Genomic DNA, 16,557 nt, shown 5'->3' on the forward strand with positions numbered 1-16,557 from the left:
CCGCATGACGACCGCAGACCGCCTCGCCGCGCTCCTCGAGAAGCACCCCGTCTGGGACGGGCACAACGACCTCCCGTGGGAGCTGCGCGAGCAGTCGTCCTACGACCTCGACGCGGTCGACATCGCCCAGCGGCTCACCACCACCCACACGGACCTGCCCCGCCTGCGCGACGGCGGCGTGGGCGCCCAGTTCTGGTCCGTGTACGTGCCCTCGAAGCTCCAGGGCGGCGCCGCCGTGACGGCCACGCTCGAGCAGGTCGACTGTGTGCACCGTCTGGTCGAGAGGTACCCGGACAGCCTGCGGCTCGCCCGCACGGCCGCCGACGTCGAGCAGGCCTGGAGCGACGGCCGCATCGCGAGCCTCATGGGCGCCGAGGGCGGCCACTCGATCGACGGGTCGCTGGGCGCGCTGCGCATGCTGCACGCCCTCGGCGTGCGCTACATGACCCTCACGCACAACGACAACGTGCCGTGGGCGGACTCCGCCACCGACGAGGAGGTGCTGGGCGGCCTCTCGCCGTTCGGTGAGGACGTGGTGCGCGAGATGAACCGCATCGGCATGCTGGTGGACCTCTCGCACACCTCCGCGGGCACCATGCGGCACGCGCTGCGGGTCACGTCGGCCCCCGTGATCTTCAGCCACTCCAGCGCCCGCGCCGTCTGCGACGTCCCCCGCAACGTGCCCGACGACGTGCTCGGCACCCTCGCCGCCAACGGTGGCGTGTGCATGGTGACGTTCGTGCCGCAGTTCGTGTCGCCCGCCGTGGCGGAGTGGCGGGCCGAGGGCGCCCGGGCCGCCGCGGAGGAGGGGATCGCGAACACGGACCTCGGGGCGTTCGAGCCGTTCATGGCGCGGTGGCGCGACGAGCACCCGCAGCCGCGCAGCACCCTGTCCGACGTCGTCGCGCACGTCGAGCACGTCCGGGAGGTCGCCGGCGTCGACCACGTGGGCCTCGGCGGCGACTACGACGGCACGCCCAACCTGCCCGAGGGCCTGGAGGACGTCACGGGCTACCCGCGCCTGCTCGCGGCCCTGGCGGACAACGGCTGGTCCGACGCCGACCTCGGCAAGCTGACCAGCGGCAACACGCTGCGGGTGCTGCGTGACGCGGAGTCGGTGGCGGCCCGGACCGTGGTGGGCTGACTCAGCTCGGGAGCTGGACCACCTTGCGCTGGAAGCCCAGGGCCACCTTCTGCAGCGACTCGAGCGGTTCCTGCTCGTTGTGGTAGCTGATCTGCCGCAGCATCGACCCGGACGACGCGAGCAGCGCGACGATCACGTCGCGTGCGTCCTCGCGCGTCTCGAGCGCCTCCTGCAACAGGTCCTGGACGTGAGGTGATCTGAGACCGTCCTCCTCGGGATCGAGCAGCGCTGTCAGGAGCGCGATCGACAACGAGCTCCCGTGGATGCTTGCCATGGTGGTCTCCCCCGGTCGGGGCCCGGAGTCCCGGGCATCAGCCACCCGCGGGCAGGCCCGCGGGGTACTCGTCCGATGCCCCACCCCCTGTGGCCTCGGCCGTGCACCCTTGTGTACCGCACGTCAGGGCGTCGCGCCTGTTGACAGGGGCGAATTGCTGCGGCCCGCCGATGAGATTCCGCTGTGCGGAATCGTTCGTGCGGAGATCGGCGGTGCGCGGCTAGCCGTGCAGGATGAGCTGGAACACGACGTGGTCCTGCCACTCGCCGGCGATCTTGAGGTAGCTGGGCGCGAACCCGATCTGCTCGAAGCCGACCTGCGTCAGCACCGCCTGCGACGCCGTGTTGTGCGGCAGCGTGGCCGCCTGCAGGCGGTGCAGGCCCAGCTCGTCCCGGGCATGGGCCACGAGCGCCTCGACGGCCCGGGTCATCAGGCCGCGCCCGGTGAACCCGGCGTCCAGCCAGTAGCCGAGGTGCCCGTTCTCGAAGGCCCCGTGCACCACGTCGGTGAGGTTCAGCCGGCCCACGATCAGGCCGTCCGACTCGAGCACGGTGTACAGCGCGCGGCCGGTCGAGTTCTCCAGGACCTGGGTCCACAGGCGCTCCCGGTGCCAGTCGGCGGTGTAGAACTCCTCGGGCCGCTCGGGCTCCCACGGGGCGAGGTGCTCTCGGTTGCGGGCATAGGCGTCGGCGAGTGCGACGGCATCGTCCTTGCTGAGCTCGCGCAGCACGACGTCGGCCGTCAGGGCGGCATGGAAGGGCATGCTGCTCACGATAATCCTGCCGGGAACTTTTCAGCCACGCCCGTAGTTGAGTGAAGTGGACTCAACTTTGCGAGGGTCAGCTTGCTTCCTTGCGAGCACCGGCTTAAGTTGAGTGCAGCAGACTCAATCTGTCGAAGGAAGGCAGCAGACATGGCACGCGCAGTAGGTATCGACCTCGGTACGACGAACTCGGTGGTGGCGGTCCTCGAGGGTGGGGAGCCCACCGTCATCGCCAACGCGGAGGGCTCGCGGACCACCCCGTCGGTGGTCGCGTTCTCCAAGACGGGCGAGGTCCTGGTCGGTGAGGTCGCCAAGCGGCAGGCCGTCACCAACGTGGACCGCACCATCTCCTCGGTCAAGCGTCACATGGGCACCGACTGGACGGTGGACATCGACGACAAGAAGTACACCGCGCAGGAGATCTCGGCGCGCATCCTGGGCAAGCTCAAGCGCGACGCCGAGGAGTACCTGGGCGAGCCCGTCACGGAGGCCGTGATCACGGTCCCGGCGTACTTCAACGACGCCGAGCGCCAGGCGACCAAGGACGCCGGCCAGATCGCCGGCCTGGACGTCAAGCGCATCGTCAACGAGCCCACCGCCGCCGCGCTCGCCTACGGCCTGGAGAAGGGCAAGGAGGACGAGCTCATCCTGGTCTTCGACCTCGGTGGCGGCACGTTCGACGTCTCCCTGCTCGAGGTGGGCAAGGATGAGGACGACTTCTCGACCATCCAGGTGCGCGCCACCTCCGGCGACAACCGCCTCGGTGGTGACGACTGGGACCAGCGCGTCGTGGAGCACCTCATCAAGCAGGTGAAGAACTCCTCGGGCGTCGACCTGTCGAAGGACAAGATTGCCCTGCAGCGCCTCCGCGAGGCGGCCGAGCAGGCCAAGAAGGAGCTCTCGTCCGCGACGAGCACCAACATCTCGATGCAGTACCTCTCGATGAGCGAGAACGGCCCCATCCACCTGGACGAGAAGCTCACGCGCGCTCAGTTCCAGCAGATGACGCAGGACCTCATCGACCGCACCAAGGCGCCGTTCCACGCCGTGATCCGCGACGCCGGCATCTCCGTCTCCGACATCGACCACGTGGTGCTCGTGGGTGGTTCCACCCGCATGCCCGCCGTGACCGAGGTCGTCAAGGAGCTCACCGGTGGCCGCGAGCCCAACAAGGGCGTGAACCCGGACGAGGTCGTCGCCGTCGGCGCCGTGCTGCAGGCCGGTGTCATCTCCGGTGACCGCAAGGACGTCCTGCTGATCGACGTCACCCCGCTGTCCCTCGGCATCGAGACCAAGGGTGGCGTGATGACCAAGCTCATCGAGCGCAACACCGCGATCCCGACCAAGCGCAGCGAGGTCTTCTCCACGGCGGACGACAACCAGCCGTCGGTGGCGATCCAGGTGTTCCAGGGCGAGCGCGAGTTCACCCGCGACAACAAGCCGCTGGGCGTCTTCGAGCTCACCGGCATCGCGCCGGCCCCGCGCGGCGTGCCGCAGATCGAGGTCACCTTCGACATCGACGCGAACGGCATCGTGCACGTGTCCGCCAAGGACCGCGGTACGGGCATGGAGCAGTCGATGAAGATCACGGGCGGCTCCGCGCTCCCCAAGGACGACATCGACCGCATGGTCAAGGACGCCGAGCTGCACGCCGAGGAGGACAAGAAGCGGCGCGAGGAGGCGGACACCCGCAACCAGGCCGAGGCCTTCGCGTACTCCATGGAGAAGCAGATCGCGGACAACCGCGACAAGCTCCCGGCCGAGGTCGTCTCGGAGGTCGAGGCGGACATCGCCGCCGTGAAGTCCGCGCTCGAGGGTGAGGACGCCGACGCCGTGAAGAGCTCGTACGAGAAGCTCGGCGCGTCGTCGCAGAAGATCGGCGAGGCGCTGTACGCGGCCGAGCAGCCGGCGGCGCAGGGTGCCGAGGGCGCCCCGCAGACGGCGAACGCCCAGTCCGCCAAGGACGAGGACGTCGTGGACGCCGAGATCGTGGACGACGAGGACGAGCGCAAGTGACGGACGAGCACCAGCAGGGACCCCCCGAGCCCGAGGGCTCGGGGGAGCACCCCTTCCAGTTCACGGACAAGCGCAAGGTGAACGCCTCCGGCGACGAGGCGCAGCCGGTCGAGCCCGCTCCGGCGGACGAGACGGCCGAGCCCGAGGCCGCCGAGCCGTCCGCGCAGGACGCCAGGGACCCGCTGGCCGGGCTCGACTTCGAGCCCTCCGGTGAAGCCGCCGAGGCGTCCGAGGTCCTCAAGGCGAAGGCCGAGGCGGCGGAGCACCTGGACGCGCTGCAGCGCGAGCGGGCCAGCTTCACGAACTACCGCAACCGGGCGCTGCGCGACCAGGAGGCCGCGCGGGACCGGGGCGTGCAGGACGTGCTGGCGGCGCTGCTGCCCGTGCTCGACGACGTCGAGCGCGCGAAGCAGCACGGCGAGCTGAGCGGTCCCATGGCGGCGATCGCGGAGAAGCTCGACCAGAGCCTGCAGAAGTTCGGCGTCGAGCGGTTCGGCAAGGTGGGGGAGGAGTTCGACCCCACCCTGCACGAGGCGCTCATGCACTCGACCGACGCGGACGCGACGGCCGCCACGGTGAACCTCGTGGTGGAGCCCGGGTACAAGATCGGCGACAAGGTGGTCCGGGCGGCGCGCGTGGGTGTCGTCGGACCGGAGTAGTCCCGTTCCCGGTGGCCGGGCCCGACCCTGACAGGGCGGGCCCGGCCGCCGGGAGCACACTGCGGAAGGAGGTGCCATGACCGGTCAGGACTGGATGGAGAAGGACTTCTACGCCGTGCTGGGCGTGTCCAAGGACGCCGACGACGCGGCCATCAAGAAGGCCTACCGCAAGCTCGCGCGCCAGTACCACCCCGACCAGAACCAGGGGGACGCGGCGGCGGAGTCCAAGTTCAAGGAGATCGGCGAGGCCTACGCGGTGCTCTCCGACGCGGAGCAGCGCCGCCAGTACGACGCCGTGCGCGCCATGGCGGGCGGGGCTCGCTTCTCGGCCGGCCCCGGCGGACCCGGTGCCGGTGGCTTCGAGGACATCATGGGTGCCATGTTCGGTGGCGCCCAGGGCGGCCGGGGCGGGCCGCGCGTCCGCTACTCGCAGGGCGGGAACGGCGGCGCGGGCTTCGAGGACATCCTCGGCTCCATGTTCGGCGGAGGCCGGACGGCCTACGGCGCGGGGACCACCGGGTACGCCTCGCCGACTCCGGGCGCGGACGTCGTCGCCCAGGTCACGCTGCCGTTCCGGGCGGCCGTGGAGGGCACGACGGCGGAGCTCGAGGTCAACGGCCGCACCATCACGGCCCGGATCCCCGCGGGGATCAACGACGGCAAGAAGATCCGGCTGCGCGGCAAGGGCCGGCCGGGGGTCGCCGGGGGCCCGGCGGGTGACCTCGTGGTCACGGTGCACGTCACGCCGCACCCGGTCTGGACGCTGGACGGCATGGACCTGCGCATGACCGTGCCCGTCACGTTCGTGGAGGCGGCGCTCGGCACCACGCTGGAGGTGCCCACCCTGGACGGCGCCACCGTGCGGCTCAAGGTGCCCGCGGGCACGCCGTCGGGCCGGGTGCTGCGCGTCAAGGGCCGTGGCGTGCGGACGGCGAAGGCGACCGGCGACCTGCTCTTCACGGTGCAGGTGGCCGTGCCGCAGAAGCTCAGCAAGAAGGCCAGGCAGGCGCTCGAGACGTTCGCCGCCGAGAGCGACGGCGAGGACGTGCGCGCCGGGCTGGCCGCGCGGGCGGCGGAGTGACGGCCGGTGCGGTGGGGCGGCTGCCCTGCCGCACCGGGTTCGGCTAACCTGCCCGCACCAACAGTGCAAGAGAGACTTGGGAGGTGCGCATGGTCGACGACGACACACCCGTGCTCACCGTGTCCAAGGCCGCCGAGCTCGCGGGCATGCACCCGCAGACGCTGCGGCAGTACGACCGCCTCGGCCTGGTGGTGCCCCGGCGCACGCGCGGCCGCGGCCGCCGGTACTCGCGCCGCGACGTGGCGCGCCTGCTGCAGGTGCAGCGGCTCGCCCAGGGCGAGGGCATCAACCTCGCCGGGATCAAGCGCATCCTCGACCTGGAGGCGCACGTCTCCGTGCTGGAGGAGCGCCTCGGCGACCTGCTGATGCGGGTCCAGGAGGAGGGGCGCGTGTTCGCCGCCGGACCGGCGGCGGGCGACGTCGTGGTGGTCCAGCGTGGTCAGCGCGTCCGCAGCGCGGCCGTGCGCGTGGACCTGGAGCACCGCGCCACCGGCGGGGGCGCCGTGGTGCTCTGGCGTCCGGCTCCGCGGCGCGAGGAGTAAGCGCGTCCTCGGTGCGTGGCTGATTTCAGCGATGCCATTCTTTCGTTAATCAAGAATGCTCGCAGGAGTATAGGTAAGGCATTCCTTGCTCTACGCGATCTGCCATTTCGGAATACGATCGGGGTATTCCGCAGGAGTGACGCACCGAGCGAGGAGAGATGCCATGAGCACGCTGATGGAGATGCCCGAGGTCGTCGAGTGCTCGATCGACGGCTGCGGGTACAACCACGACCACGGCTGTCACGCCGGCGCCGTCACCATCGGAGGGCACATGGGCGACGCCTCCTGTGCCACGTTCATCCCGCTGAGCACCAAGGGCGGCCTGGACAAGGTGATCGCCCATGTCGGCGCCTGCCAGCGTGCGGAGTGCACCCACAACGACCACCTGGAGTGCAACGCGGCGTCGATCCGCGTGGGACCGGGCCCCGAGGACCCGGCGCACGCCGACTGCCTCACCTTCGAGCAGGGCTGAACCGGCGAGCAGGGCCGAACCCGGGCTGAGGCCCGGTGCTCAGCGCGCCAGGTGGTCCAGGAGCAGCAGGGCGTCGCCGTGCGTCCCGGGAAGCCGCTCGACCCACACCCGGGTCGGGCGGCGCACCTCTGTCGTGAGGCCGAGCACCTCGGCGTTGCGCTCCACGACGCGGCGCAGCGACTGGCCGAGCTCGGCCGTCGTCGGGCCCCGCTCGCACAGCACCACGAAGGTGCCGTCGCCCACGGCGGCCATCGGGTGGCCCTCGCCGAACACCTGGTGCAGCGTGCGGCCGATCGCGGCGGAGCGCGCCAGGCGCTGCCAGGTGTCGAGGTTCTCCAGGCCGACGTCGAGCACCAGCAGGCAGTGGGACTCGCCCGCGGTGGAGCCGGTGCGCTGGGCGACGCCGTAGGTCTCGCGCAGCCGCTCGCCCAGGTACTCGCCCGTGGGCAGGCCGGTCGAGGGGTCGTGCGTGGCGATCTGGTAGGGCACGCGCTCGCGCTCCCCGACCCAGCCGATCGCCGCGGCGCGCAGCGCGCCGACATCCGTGGGCCGCCCGAAGGCGGCGTAGAGGCAGGCGACGTCGTCCAGGGCCTCGGTGATCCCGGCGCCCACGCCGGCGCGCGCCGCACCGAGCCGCTCGGCCGGCGCGATCACGCCACGGCCCTCGGCCAGTGCCTCTGCTAGCGCTTCTGCGGCGGGGTGCTCCCAGTCGTTCGGCCGGATCCAAACCGACGCCAGACTCGTAGCTCGCCACCGCTCGCGCAGGTCGTGCACACGCACCCGCGCCTCCTGCTGTGCCTCGCTCATAATGATGGGACCCTCACGGGGATACATCATGACGCACCTTCGGCTGTGACGTGCCGGACTTCACCCGGGCGTCACCCCGGAATCTGGAATTCCACCCCCTAAATCCTCCGCCTGGCTCTATAGTCTTGGCAGGACGGCGACAGTCAACGGCAGCGCGACCACCGCGAGAGTCTGGGCAGACGTGAGGCAAGTCGAGAGCAGCACAGGGGAAACCCCGAGTGACGCGGAACTGATTCTGCAGGTCAGGGCAGGTGACCGCGACGCTTTTGGTGTGCTCTACGAGCGTCACTCAGCTGCCGCTCGAGCCCTCGCCCGCCAGTACGTCACGGCCGCTGACGCGGAGGACGTCGTCGCCGACGCCTTCAGCAAGCTGTTCGAGATGCTCCGTCGCGGGGTAGGCCCCGACGCCGGGTTCCGCCCCTACCTGTACACGATGGTCCGCCACCGGTCGTTCGACGTGTCACGTGGCGCCGCGCGCACCCGCCCGAGCACCGACGACGAGATCGAGTCCGTCCTCGGCCGGGTGGCCTCGAAGGACGACCCGGCACTCCAGGGCTTCGAGCGCAGCGTGATCGCCAAGGCCTACGTCGACCTGCCGGAGCGGTGGCGCGAGGTCCTCTGGTACGTGCTCGTGGACGAGCTCAAGCCCGCCCAGGTCGCGCCCGTGCTCGGCCTCAGCCCCAACGGGGTGTCCGCGCTGCTCTACCGCGCCAAGGAGGCGCTGCGGGCCGGGTACCTCCAGCAGCACCTGACGCATGCGCCGTCCGACACCTGCCGCACCGTCAACCCGCTGCTCGGCGGGTACGTGCGCGCGAGCCTGTCGAAGCGCGAGACCACCAAGATCGACGAGCACCTCTCCACCTGCGCCACCTGCAGCGCCCTCGTGCTCGAGCTGCACGACGTGGCGCACGGCATGAAGACCGTCATCGCCCCGCTGGTGCTGGGCGCGGGCGGCCTCGCCCTCGTCGGCGCCGGCGCCCCGATCGGCGGCATGGTCGTCGCCGCCAAGGCCGGCGCGGGCGCGGCGGCCGGTGGCGCGCACTCCGCCTCCGCCGTGAGCGCGGCGTCGAGCGGCTCGTTCTCCGGCGCGGTGTCGTCGGCCGTGTCCACCACCGCGGGTGCCGTCGCCTCCGCCGCGGCCGCCGCGACGGGTGGCAGCATGGCCGCGGGCGCGCTCGCCGTCGCCGCCGTCGGCCTGGTCGCGGCGCTGCAGATCACGGCGCCGCCCGAGGCGGACCCGCTGATCGACACGGTGATCGCCACGAACGACGCCCGGGAGCTGCCGGGTGGCGGTCCCGCCGAGAGGGTCAAGGGCGGCGAGCCCGTGCTGCCCACCGACGTGGTGCCGAACGAGGACACCGCGTACATCGAGGTCGGCTATGCGGACGCCGCGCAGCCGCTGGCGCCCCGCCAGAGCCAGAACCTGTCGTTCACCGTGGAGAACACGGGTGCCGCCGACGCGACGGGCGCCCAGCTCGAGGTCACGCTCCCCAGCGGGCTCACCTCGGTGAAGCCGGAGGGTTCCTTCGGCACGGGGATCGGCGGCCGTCTGGTCTCCAGCACCCGCCCGGCGGCGAGTGCGACCCCCACCGCCGAGGCCACGCCGACGCCCGGCGCGACCGGCAGCACGTCGTCGGAGGCGAAGGCCGACGCCTCGGCGGGCTCGTCCACCGGCGAGATCGCGGTGCCGACGACGCCGAGCGCGTCACCCAGCGCCCCCGCCACCGAGGGCACCGTCCCGGTCGAGACCCCGGTCGGCTGCGCGCCGACGGAGCGGACGAACGTCCTGCTCTGCTCGATCGGCGAGCTCGCGCAGGGCGCGACGCGCAGCGTCGTCGTGCCGGTGCAGGCCAACGCCGGTGGCGACTACCCGGTCAGCGCCAAGGTCTGGGCCGACGGCCTCGAGCCGATGAGCGCCGACCTGCCGAGCCGCACGGTCGCGCCGTTCGGCCAGGAGCTGTCCGCGCAGAGCAGGGACGTCTCGTTGTCCAGCCCCGGCACCGCTCCGCTGCCCGTCACCCTGGTCAGCACCGGTGACCGCACGGTGGCCCCGGGCTGGGCCGTCGCCGTGTCCCTGCCGGACGGCGTCAAGCCGGCGTCGGCGCAGTCGCAGCTCTCCTGCGCGGCCGGTGACCTGCCGAACAGCTGGCTCTGCACGCCCCTCGCCGGGATCTTCGGTTCGACGCTGCAGCTCGAGCCGGGCGCGGCCGTCGACATGTCGCTGAACGTCACCACCGCCGCATCGTCCACGGCGCAGCCCGCCGAGCTGGGCGTCGCGAACGTCCGGCCGGTCCTCGACGGCAGCGCGCGCTCCGCCTCGGCCACGCTGGTCGCCACCTCGGCCTGGACCAACGCCGGTGCCGGCGTGGGCACCGTGACCGCGTCCTGCCTCGCCGAGGGCGGGGCCGACAAGGCCGACGCCGCCGTGATCGGCAGCTACACCAACACGACCCAGCGCGTCGTGCGCGTCGCCCTCGAGGCGGCCGGCAGCCGCGAGGCCACGGGCCAGGACGTGGCGCCCGGCGAGTCCGCGCGGGTCACGGTGCACGACGGCATGCGCGTCCCGGCCGGCCTGGCCACGTTCGTGCTGACCACCGACGTGGACGGCAGCACCTACGAGACCCGTGTCGCGGCCGGTGACCACCGCGGGGTGGACTGCTACCGGCCCACGTGGGACACCGCGACGAGCGTGCAGACCGTCAACGCCGGCGGCACCGTGGGCGTCAAGGGCACGATCACCAACAAGACCGGCGAGTCGATGTTCGCCGTCATGTCAGTGCCCGTGGGCGGTGACACGCTCAAGTCGGTCAAGGTGCCCGTCGCGGCAGACGGCACGTTGGACCTCTCCGTGGACACGGGCCGCACGCACGTGCCGGCGGGCGACGTCACGTTCCACCTCTCCCGTGAGGTCGCGGACTCGGACGGCGACCTGGCGGACGCCGTGAGCGCGCCCGCCAACAACCCGACGCAGTCCTTCGCCGCCGCCCAGATCCAGCCCGCCGCGGGCGAGCGGACCATGTCGTCGGAGTCCTGCGTCTTCGACGCGGCCCAGGACCGCTCGGTGCAGACCTTCACGGTCACCGCCGACAACACGGCCTCGACCCTGCCCGTGCCCTTCCACGTCGGGGACGTCACCCGGACCGTGCCCGCCGGGCAGACCGAGGTGATCGAGTTCCCGGTGGTCTGGGGCACCGACACGGTGCCGCTGACGGCGGCCGGCCAGACGCTCGACCAGCTCGACGTCCGGTTCAAGTCCTGCGCCGAGGTGACCTGGCCGACGGTCGAGCAGCTCACGGTCGCCACCGCGGCCGAGTGCGTCGACCAGAACGTGCAGGTCCAGGCGACGGTCGAGAACGGGACCGGCCGCGAGTGGCGCGGCGTGCTCGTCCAGGACGCCACCGGCGCGACGAGCGAGGAGCAGGCGGTCCCCGCCGGGTCGACCACGTTCGTGCTGCCCCAGCAGCCCCTGTTCACCCTCGACGGCAACGTCACCGTGCGGCTGACGCGCGAGCTGGAGGGCAACTCCTTCACGGTGGAGAAGTCGTTCGCCGTGAAGGGCGAGAACTGCGTGCTGCCCGATCCGACCTGCGAGCCGACCGGGGACCAGAGTGCCGAGCAGGCCGCGTTCGTGCCCCGGGTCGCGGCTCCGACGGACAGCCCCTGGCGACGGCTGATGGGCCTCGACGGTTGCGAGCCCGCCGACACCCCCGAGCAGGAGCAGCCGCAGGCCTAGCACCCGGGGCGCCCCATCAGGGGCGCCACGCCGGCGTCAGACGATGCCGTACAGCCGGTCCCCGGCGTCGCCCAGGCCGGGCACGATGTAGGCCTTCTCGTTGAGGCGCTCGTCCACGGCCGCGACCACGACCGACAGGTTCGCGCGGTCGCCCACGTGCTCCTCCAGGAGCGCGATGCCCTCCGGGGCGGCCAGCAGGCAGACCGCCGTGACCTCGCGCGCGCCGCGCTCCAGCACGTAGTCGATCGCTGCGACCAGCGTGCCGCCCGTGGCGAGCATCGGGTCGATGAGGAACACGTGCCGGCCGGTGAGGTCGTCGGGCAGGCGGTTCGCGTACGTGACGGCCTTGAACGTCTCCTCGTCGCGCACCAGGCCGAGGAACCCGACCTCCGCCGTCGGGAGCAGGCGGCTCATACCGTCCAGCATGCCCAGCCCCGCGCGCAGGATCGGCACCACCAGCGGCGGCGGGGACGCGAGGCGCGTGCCCGTCATGGTGGTGATCGGCGTCTTCACCTCGTGCGGCTCGGTGGCGATCTCGCGTGTGGCCTCGTAGGCCAGGAGCGTGACCAGCTCGTCGACCAGCAGGCGGAAGGTGGGCGAGTCCGTGGTCTCGTCCCGCAGGACGGTCAGCTTGTGGGCTACCAGGGGATGATCGACGACGTGAAGGCGCATGGGGCCAACGCTACCGGGCGGTCGAACGGCGAGGCGGTGCGGAGGCCCGGAAAGTCGCCAGTCCCACACTAGGGTGACCTGTGTGTCCGACACAGCAAGCCTGAGCGCCGCCGAGCGCCGCGCGCACTGGGAACGGTGGATGGGCGTTGCCCTCGACGAGGCCCGGCGTGCCCTGGACACCGGCGACGTGCCGGTCGGCGCCCTGGTGCTCGACGAGGCGGGCGAGGTGATCGGCGTCGGGCACAACGAGCGCGAGGCGACGGGGGACCCGACCGCCCACGCCGAGGTGCTCGCGATGCGGGCGGCCGCGGCCGCGCGCGGCGAGTGGCGGCTGTCCGGCTGCACGCTCGTGGTCACGCTGGAGCCGTGCCCGATGTGCGCGGGCACCCTGGTGCAGTCGAGGGTGCGGCGGCTGGTCCTCGGAGCCTGGGACCCGAAGGCCGGCGCCACGGGCTCCGTGTGGGACCTGGTGCGCGACCAGCGGGCGCTGCACGAGGTCGAGGTGCTGGGCGGCTTCCGCGAGGACGAGTGCGGGGCGCTGCTCCGGGAGTTCTTCGGGGCGCGGCGGGGCTGACGGGCGGGGCCGCGTCAGACCTGCGGCAGCGCCGCGCTGAGCTGGTCGAGCAGCGTGCGCAGGCGCAGCAGGTACAGCCGCTCGTTGGCCAGGCTGGACATGTTCGCGACGGCGTCGTCGCCGTCCTGGTACTTGACGATCATGAGCTCGAACTCCGTGAGGTCGCGGCGCCAGTTGTAACCCTGGACCCGCTCCCGCCAGCGGTGCAGCTTCTCGACCAGGGCGCTGTCGGGCGCCCGGCTCAGCACGCCCGAGGCGAGTGCGACGTCGACCGCCGACAGAGCCAGCCGGGGGCTGACCGAGAGGGCGCGGTCGCCGCCCGTCCGCAGCCCGGCGAGCCGGCGCTCGACGATGGCGCGGTTCTGGCGCAGCTCGAAGATCACCGAGGCGACCAGCTCCGAGCGGCGCTCCGTCTCGGCGTTCTGCCGCTCCACGATCAGCCCGGTGACACCCGCGAGCAGGGTCAGCGAGTTGACCCAGGGTTCCCACTCCGGGCCGACGCCGAGGATCCACAGGATGCCCAGCACGAACGCGACGCCCAGAAGGGTGTAGGTCACGACGGCGACGGTCACGCGCCGTCGTCGGGCCCAGCGGCGCCCGGACCAGGCGGTCCCGGCCCGCCGCCGCAGCAGCCTCAGCCGCGCGCGGACCGCCTCCGGCGCCCCGCGCACACCCGGGCCCCGGGTCACTTCCACACGTCGAACGTCGGCCGCTCGGCGGGAGCGTTCTCGTCGGGCGCCAGCAGCCGCAGCTCCAGCCCGAACGGGTTCTGCCGCCGGGTGTACCGGAACCGTTCCCGCTGCACGTGGGTGGTGCGCAGGCCGGCGTCGGCCACGAGCTGGTCGATCCGCTCGGTCGTGTACTTGCGCGTCGTGTACAGCCGGATGGTGTCCAGCGGCTTGAGGTGCACCGGCCGGCTGCCCGGGATCAGCATCCGCAGGGTCTCGCTGCCCACGTTCTGCCAGAACACCTTCAGGAGGATGCTCTCGTCCTCGACCGAACCGGTGAACCGGACCTGTTCGAGGTCGATCTTGAGGTCGGTGTTGTAGCGCACGGCGCTCGCCACGAACTCCACGAACCCCCGCGTCTGGCGGTACTCGGCCTCGGCGGCGTGCACGGCGTCCTGGCTCAGGCTCTCGGTCGTGGCGAACTCGACGAGCATCCGGTCCTGCGGCCGGAGCACCTTCGCGACGCCGTCGAGGAACTCCGCGTCGTCGTCGAAGTTCGCCACGGTGTTGCCGACCAGCGAGAAGAGGATCGCCTCGTCGCCCACGAGGCGGTCGAGGAACTGCTTGAGCTCCTCGAGGTTGCCGTCCAGGGAGAGGTCGATCTGCAGGCCCAGCGAGCGGTCCAGGGGGAAGTGCGCGTCCCGGACGGCGGTGCGCGACCCGGTCCGGAGCATCTCGGCGCTCATGTCCACGGGCACGTAGAGCATCGACGGGTGCGCCTGGTGCATCGTCTCCAGGAACATCCCGTCCTTGGCGCCGGTACCGACGCCGAGGCTCACCAGGTGCACGCACTCGTCCGTCACCAGCGGCGAGATGCTGCGCCACTGCCTGCGGAACATCTCGGTGCCGACCTTGATGACCATGTAGGTGGGGTCGTTCGAGGCGTTGAACCAGGCGATGGTCGGGCCGATGCCCCAGTAGGCGTAGCCGGACGGGACGCGCTTGCCGTCCCCGGACGTCGAGTGCCCGTCGTCGAGGTACTGGGCCAGGGTGGCGAGCTTGTCGGACTGGTCCTCGCCCACCAGCGTCACGGACCACGCGAAGTCGTCGCCCGCGAGGGTGCTGTCGATCCTTGAAATCGCTGAGTCGCCCACGCGGTCCCCTCGTGCTCCGATGCAGTGCTCCGACGCAAAGAGATCCCAGGCTAGCGGGACGATCCGTGGTGCGAAATGGAACACACCCCGGGTGCGCAGGGCAGTCGGCGGCATACCCTCGTAGGCGTGTTCCCTCAAGCTCGCCCCACCACGTGGCAGCCCGAGCCCGTCGAGGTCGCCCGCACCACCGTGGACGACGCCGTGGACGTGCTCTCGGGCCTCCGGATCACGGCGCTCACGGGCGCCGGGGTCTCGACGGACTCCGGCATCCCCGACTACCGCGGCCCCGACTCGCCGCCGCGCAGCCCCATGACCTACCAGCAGTTCGTGGGCGACGAGGAGTTCCGCCGGCACTACTGGGCGCGCAACCACGTGGGCTGGCAGCACGTGGACCGCACCGCGCCGAACGCCGGGCACCGCGCGCTCGTCGAGCTGGAGGAGCGCCGGATCCTCGCCGGGATCATCACGCAGAACGTGGACCTGCTGCACGAGGACGCCGGCTCCCGCAACGTCATCGACCTGCACGGACGCTACGACCGCGTGATCTGCCTCAACTGCGGCCGGGTCATCTCGCGCACGCACCTCGCGGAGCGGCTCACCGAGCTCAACCCGGGCTTCCTGGAGTCCGTGGGCGACGTCGCGGACGTGGAGATCGCGCCCGACGCCGACGCCGTCATCGAGTCGACCGCGCACTTCAAGCCCGCCCCCTGCGAGTTCTGCGGGGGCGTGCTCAAGCCGGAGATCGTCTACTTCGGCGAGAACGTGCCGCGCGAGCGGGTGGAGCGGGCGTTCGCGCTGGTCGACTCCGCCGACGCCCTGCTCGTCGCCGGCTCGTCGCTGACCGTGATGAGCGGGCTGCGGTTCGTGCGGCACGCGGCCGAGGCGGGCAAGCCCGTCGTCATCGTGAACCGCGGCATCACCCGCGGCGACAAGTACGCGACGGTGAAGATCGACGCCGGGACGAGCGACGTCCTGCGGGAGCTGGTGCTTCGCCTGCCGCAGCCCAGCTAGCGGGTGGTGAGGTCCGTGATCCCGTCATGTCCCGTCGGGGAGAGCGTGAGCACGCGGCCGCCCGGGTGCAGCCGCGAGTCCCCGTGGTACAGCTCGGCGAGCTGGTCGGCCGCCTCACCGTCCCCGGAGTCGGCGGCCACGAGCAGGTAGGCGAGCTCGTCGGCCACGGCGTCGAACTCGGCGTCGGACATCTCGGCGCCCGGCAGGCCCGCCTCCTGGACCCAGGTCTCTGCCTGGCCGCCCGCGGCCTCACGGACGTACGACGTGCCCAGCTCGGGGCCCCACAGGTCCCAGAGCAGCAGCTCGTCGCGGTGCCGGTGCGCCACCTCGTACAGCACGTAGTAGCGCACGAAGTCCTTGCCGTGCAGGTCCGGTACCTCCGCCGTCACGCCGAAGGTCGCGGGGTCGACGGTCCCGGCACGGATCGCCAGCCATGCCTCGGCCGCCGTCACGAACGGCGACTGCGGCCCGGTGGGCATGTCGTGCACGTCGAAGTCGAAGTCCTTCTGGTCGAGCTCGGGGTCGAACCGCAGCCAGCGCCTGCCGTCCCAGCGCTCGCCCACGACGTGGTCGGCGTTCCAGCCCGGCACGAAGTAGGTGGCGAAGCCGATCCGGGACCGCGCCGGCACGTCGTGCGTGCGCAGCACACCGAGCGTCAGGAGCGTGTGGTCGCGGCAGCATCCCGCGACCTGCTGGGCCTGCGTGCGCGGCCCGTCGAGAGGCGCGCGCAGCTCCGCGGCGTCCAGGATCGAGGTGAGCCAGCGCCGGTCGGGGTCGCTCTTCTGCTCGTCGGTCAACGTCGGGTCACCGGCCCGGTAGTGCACGACGGCGGTGCAGGCGAACCGGTGCAGCTCTTCCGGGTCGGTGCTCAGCTCGGTGAAGTATCCGGTGTGATTTCCGGGGTTCGAGTACGGGCTGTGGTCCGCGTAGTCGAAGAGTGTGGGCGCGGGCATCGGTGTCCTCCCTCGGCGGTGTCCGGAACACTAC

General features: G+C 71.8%; 16 protein-coding genes. 9 read left to right on the forward strand and 7 right to left on the reverse strand.

What is annotated here, in order from left to right; genetic code table 11:
• Positions 1-4 precede the first annotated feature (4 nt).
• Positions 5-1,144 (forward strand): dipeptidase, encoded by a 1,140-nt coding sequence (locus AB0I29_RS11165; protein ID WP_357481536.1) that lies wholly within the window; start codon positions 5-7, stop codon positions 1,142-1,144.
• Between the two features lies 1 nt (position 1,145).
• On the opposite strand, the gene AB0I29_RS11170 is transcribed toward AB0I29_RS11165, so the two are convergent.
• Together AB0I29_RS11170 and AB0I29_RS11175 are read right to left on the reverse strand one after the other, a co-directional pair.
• On the reverse strand, positions 1,146-1,418 hold the full coding sequence (locus AB0I29_RS11170) for a hypothetical protein (RefSeq protein WP_026366117.1): 273 nt from the start codon (positions 1,416-1,418) through the stop codon (positions 1,146-1,148).
• Positions 1,419-1,638: 220 nt separating this feature from the next.
• Positions 1,639-2,181: a GNAT family N-acetyltransferase gene (locus AB0I29_RS11175; RefSeq protein WP_285107827.1), complete on the reverse strand. Its 543-nt coding sequence runs from the start codon at positions 2,179-2,181 to the stop codon at positions 1,639-1,641.
• Between the two features lie 150 nt (positions 2,182-2,331).
• On the opposite strand from AB0I29_RS11175, the gene dnaK reads away from it, so the two are divergent.
• From dnaK to AB0I29_RS11200, 5 genes are all read left to right on the forward strand, one after another.
• Entirely contained in the window at positions 2,332-4,197 is a 1,866-nt protein-coding gene (dnaK, locus tag AB0I29_RS11180) for a molecular chaperone DnaK (RefSeq protein WP_285107829.1), read from the forward strand.
• The gene (gene grpE / locus AB0I29_RS11185; protein ID WP_285107831.1) at positions 4,194-4,856 is read left to right on the forward strand and encodes a nucleotide exchange factor GrpE; all 663 of its coding nucleotides are present in this window, start codon (positions 4,194-4,196) and stop codon (positions 4,854-4,856) included. Before dnaK ends, grpE begins: the two co-directional genes overlap by 4 nt.
• A gap of 76 nt (positions 4,857-4,932) precedes the next feature.
• Entirely contained in the window at positions 4,933-5,937 is a 1,005-nt protein-coding gene (locus AB0I29_RS11190) for a DnaJ C-terminal domain-containing protein (protein ID WP_357481539.1), read from the forward strand.
• A gap of 89 nt (positions 5,938-6,026) precedes the next feature.
• The gene (locus AB0I29_RS11195; RefSeq protein ID WP_285107835.1) at positions 6,027-6,479 is read left to right on the forward strand and encodes a MerR family transcriptional regulator; all 453 of its coding nucleotides are present in this window, start codon (positions 6,027-6,029) and stop codon (positions 6,477-6,479) included.
• A 163-nt stretch (positions 6,480-6,642) separates the two neighbouring features.
• Positions 6,643-6,951, forward strand: a complete 309-nt coding sequence (locus AB0I29_RS11200; protein WP_285107837.1) for a DUF1540 domain-containing protein — start codon at positions 6,643-6,645, stop codon at positions 6,949-6,951.
• A 39-nt stretch (positions 6,952-6,990) separates the two neighbouring features.
• Here AB0I29_RS11200 and AB0I29_RS11205 read toward each other — a convergent pair whose 3' ends face one another.
• Positions 6,991-7,758 carry a hypothetical protein gene (locus AB0I29_RS11205; RefSeq protein ID WP_285107839.1) on the reverse strand — a complete coding sequence of 256 codons (768 nt, stop codon included), beginning with the start codon at positions 7,756-7,758 and terminating at the stop codon, positions 6,991-6,993.
• Positions 7,759-8,029: 271 nt separating this feature from the next.
• Between AB0I29_RS11205 and AB0I29_RS11210 the strand changes: the two genes are divergently transcribed.
• Positions 8,030-11,491, forward strand: coding sequence for a sigma-70 family RNA polymerase sigma factor (locus AB0I29_RS11210; protein ID WP_357481541.1), 3,462 nt, complete (start codon positions 8,030-8,032; stop codon positions 11,489-11,491).
• 36 nt (positions 11,492-11,527) lie between these two features.
• On the opposite strand, the gene upp is transcribed toward AB0I29_RS11210, so the two are convergent.
• Positions 11,528-12,163 (reverse strand): uracil phosphoribosyltransferase, encoded by a 636-nt coding sequence (upp, locus tag AB0I29_RS11215; RefSeq protein ID WP_026366119.1) that lies wholly within the window; start codon positions 12,161-12,163, stop codon positions 11,528-11,530.
• A gap of 82 nt (positions 12,164-12,245) precedes the next feature.
• On the opposite strand from upp, the gene AB0I29_RS11220 reads away from it, so the two are divergent.
• Entirely contained in the window at positions 12,246-12,737 is a 492-nt protein-coding gene (locus tag AB0I29_RS11220) for a nucleoside deaminase (protein ID WP_357481544.1), read from the forward strand.
• Between the two features lie 14 nt (positions 12,738-12,751).
• On the opposite strand, the gene AB0I29_RS11225 is transcribed toward AB0I29_RS11220, so the two are convergent.
• Both AB0I29_RS11225 and AB0I29_RS11230 read right to left on the reverse strand, forming a co-directional pair.
• Positions 12,752-13,432 (reverse strand): hypothetical protein, encoded by a 681-nt coding sequence (locus AB0I29_RS11225; protein ID WP_357481546.1) that lies wholly within the window; start codon positions 13,430-13,432, stop codon positions 12,752-12,754.
• Complete coding sequence (locus AB0I29_RS11230) at positions 13,423-14,559, reverse strand: L-histidine N(alpha)-methyltransferase (RefSeq protein WP_285107847.1); 1,137 nt, start codon at positions 14,557-14,559, stop codon at positions 13,423-13,425. The genes AB0I29_RS11225 and AB0I29_RS11230 overlap by 10 nt, the downstream gene beginning before the upstream one ends.
• A 189-nt stretch (positions 14,560-14,748) precedes the next feature.
• Between AB0I29_RS11230 and AB0I29_RS11235 the strand changes: the two genes are divergently transcribed.
• The gene (locus AB0I29_RS11235; protein ID WP_285107938.1) at positions 14,749-15,570 is read left to right on the forward strand and encodes a Sir2 family NAD-dependent protein deacetylase; all 822 of its coding nucleotides are present in this window, start codon (positions 14,749-14,751) and stop codon (positions 15,568-15,570) included.
• On the opposite strand, the gene AB0I29_RS11240 is transcribed toward AB0I29_RS11235, so the two are convergent.
• Complete coding sequence (locus tag AB0I29_RS11240; protein ID WP_357481548.1) at positions 15,567-16,523, reverse strand: transglutaminase domain-containing protein; 957 nt, start codon at positions 16,521-16,523, stop codon at positions 15,567-15,569. The two genes, AB0I29_RS11235 and AB0I29_RS11240, sit on opposite strands and share 4 nt — an antisense overlap.
• Positions 16,524-16,557: the final 34 nt, after the last annotated feature.

Origin of the sequence: Promicromonospora sp. NPDC050262, from assembly GCF_040655935.1 — a bacterium.
Lineage (GTDB): Bacteria > Actinomycetota > Actinomycetes > Actinomycetales > Cellulomonadaceae > Promicromonospora.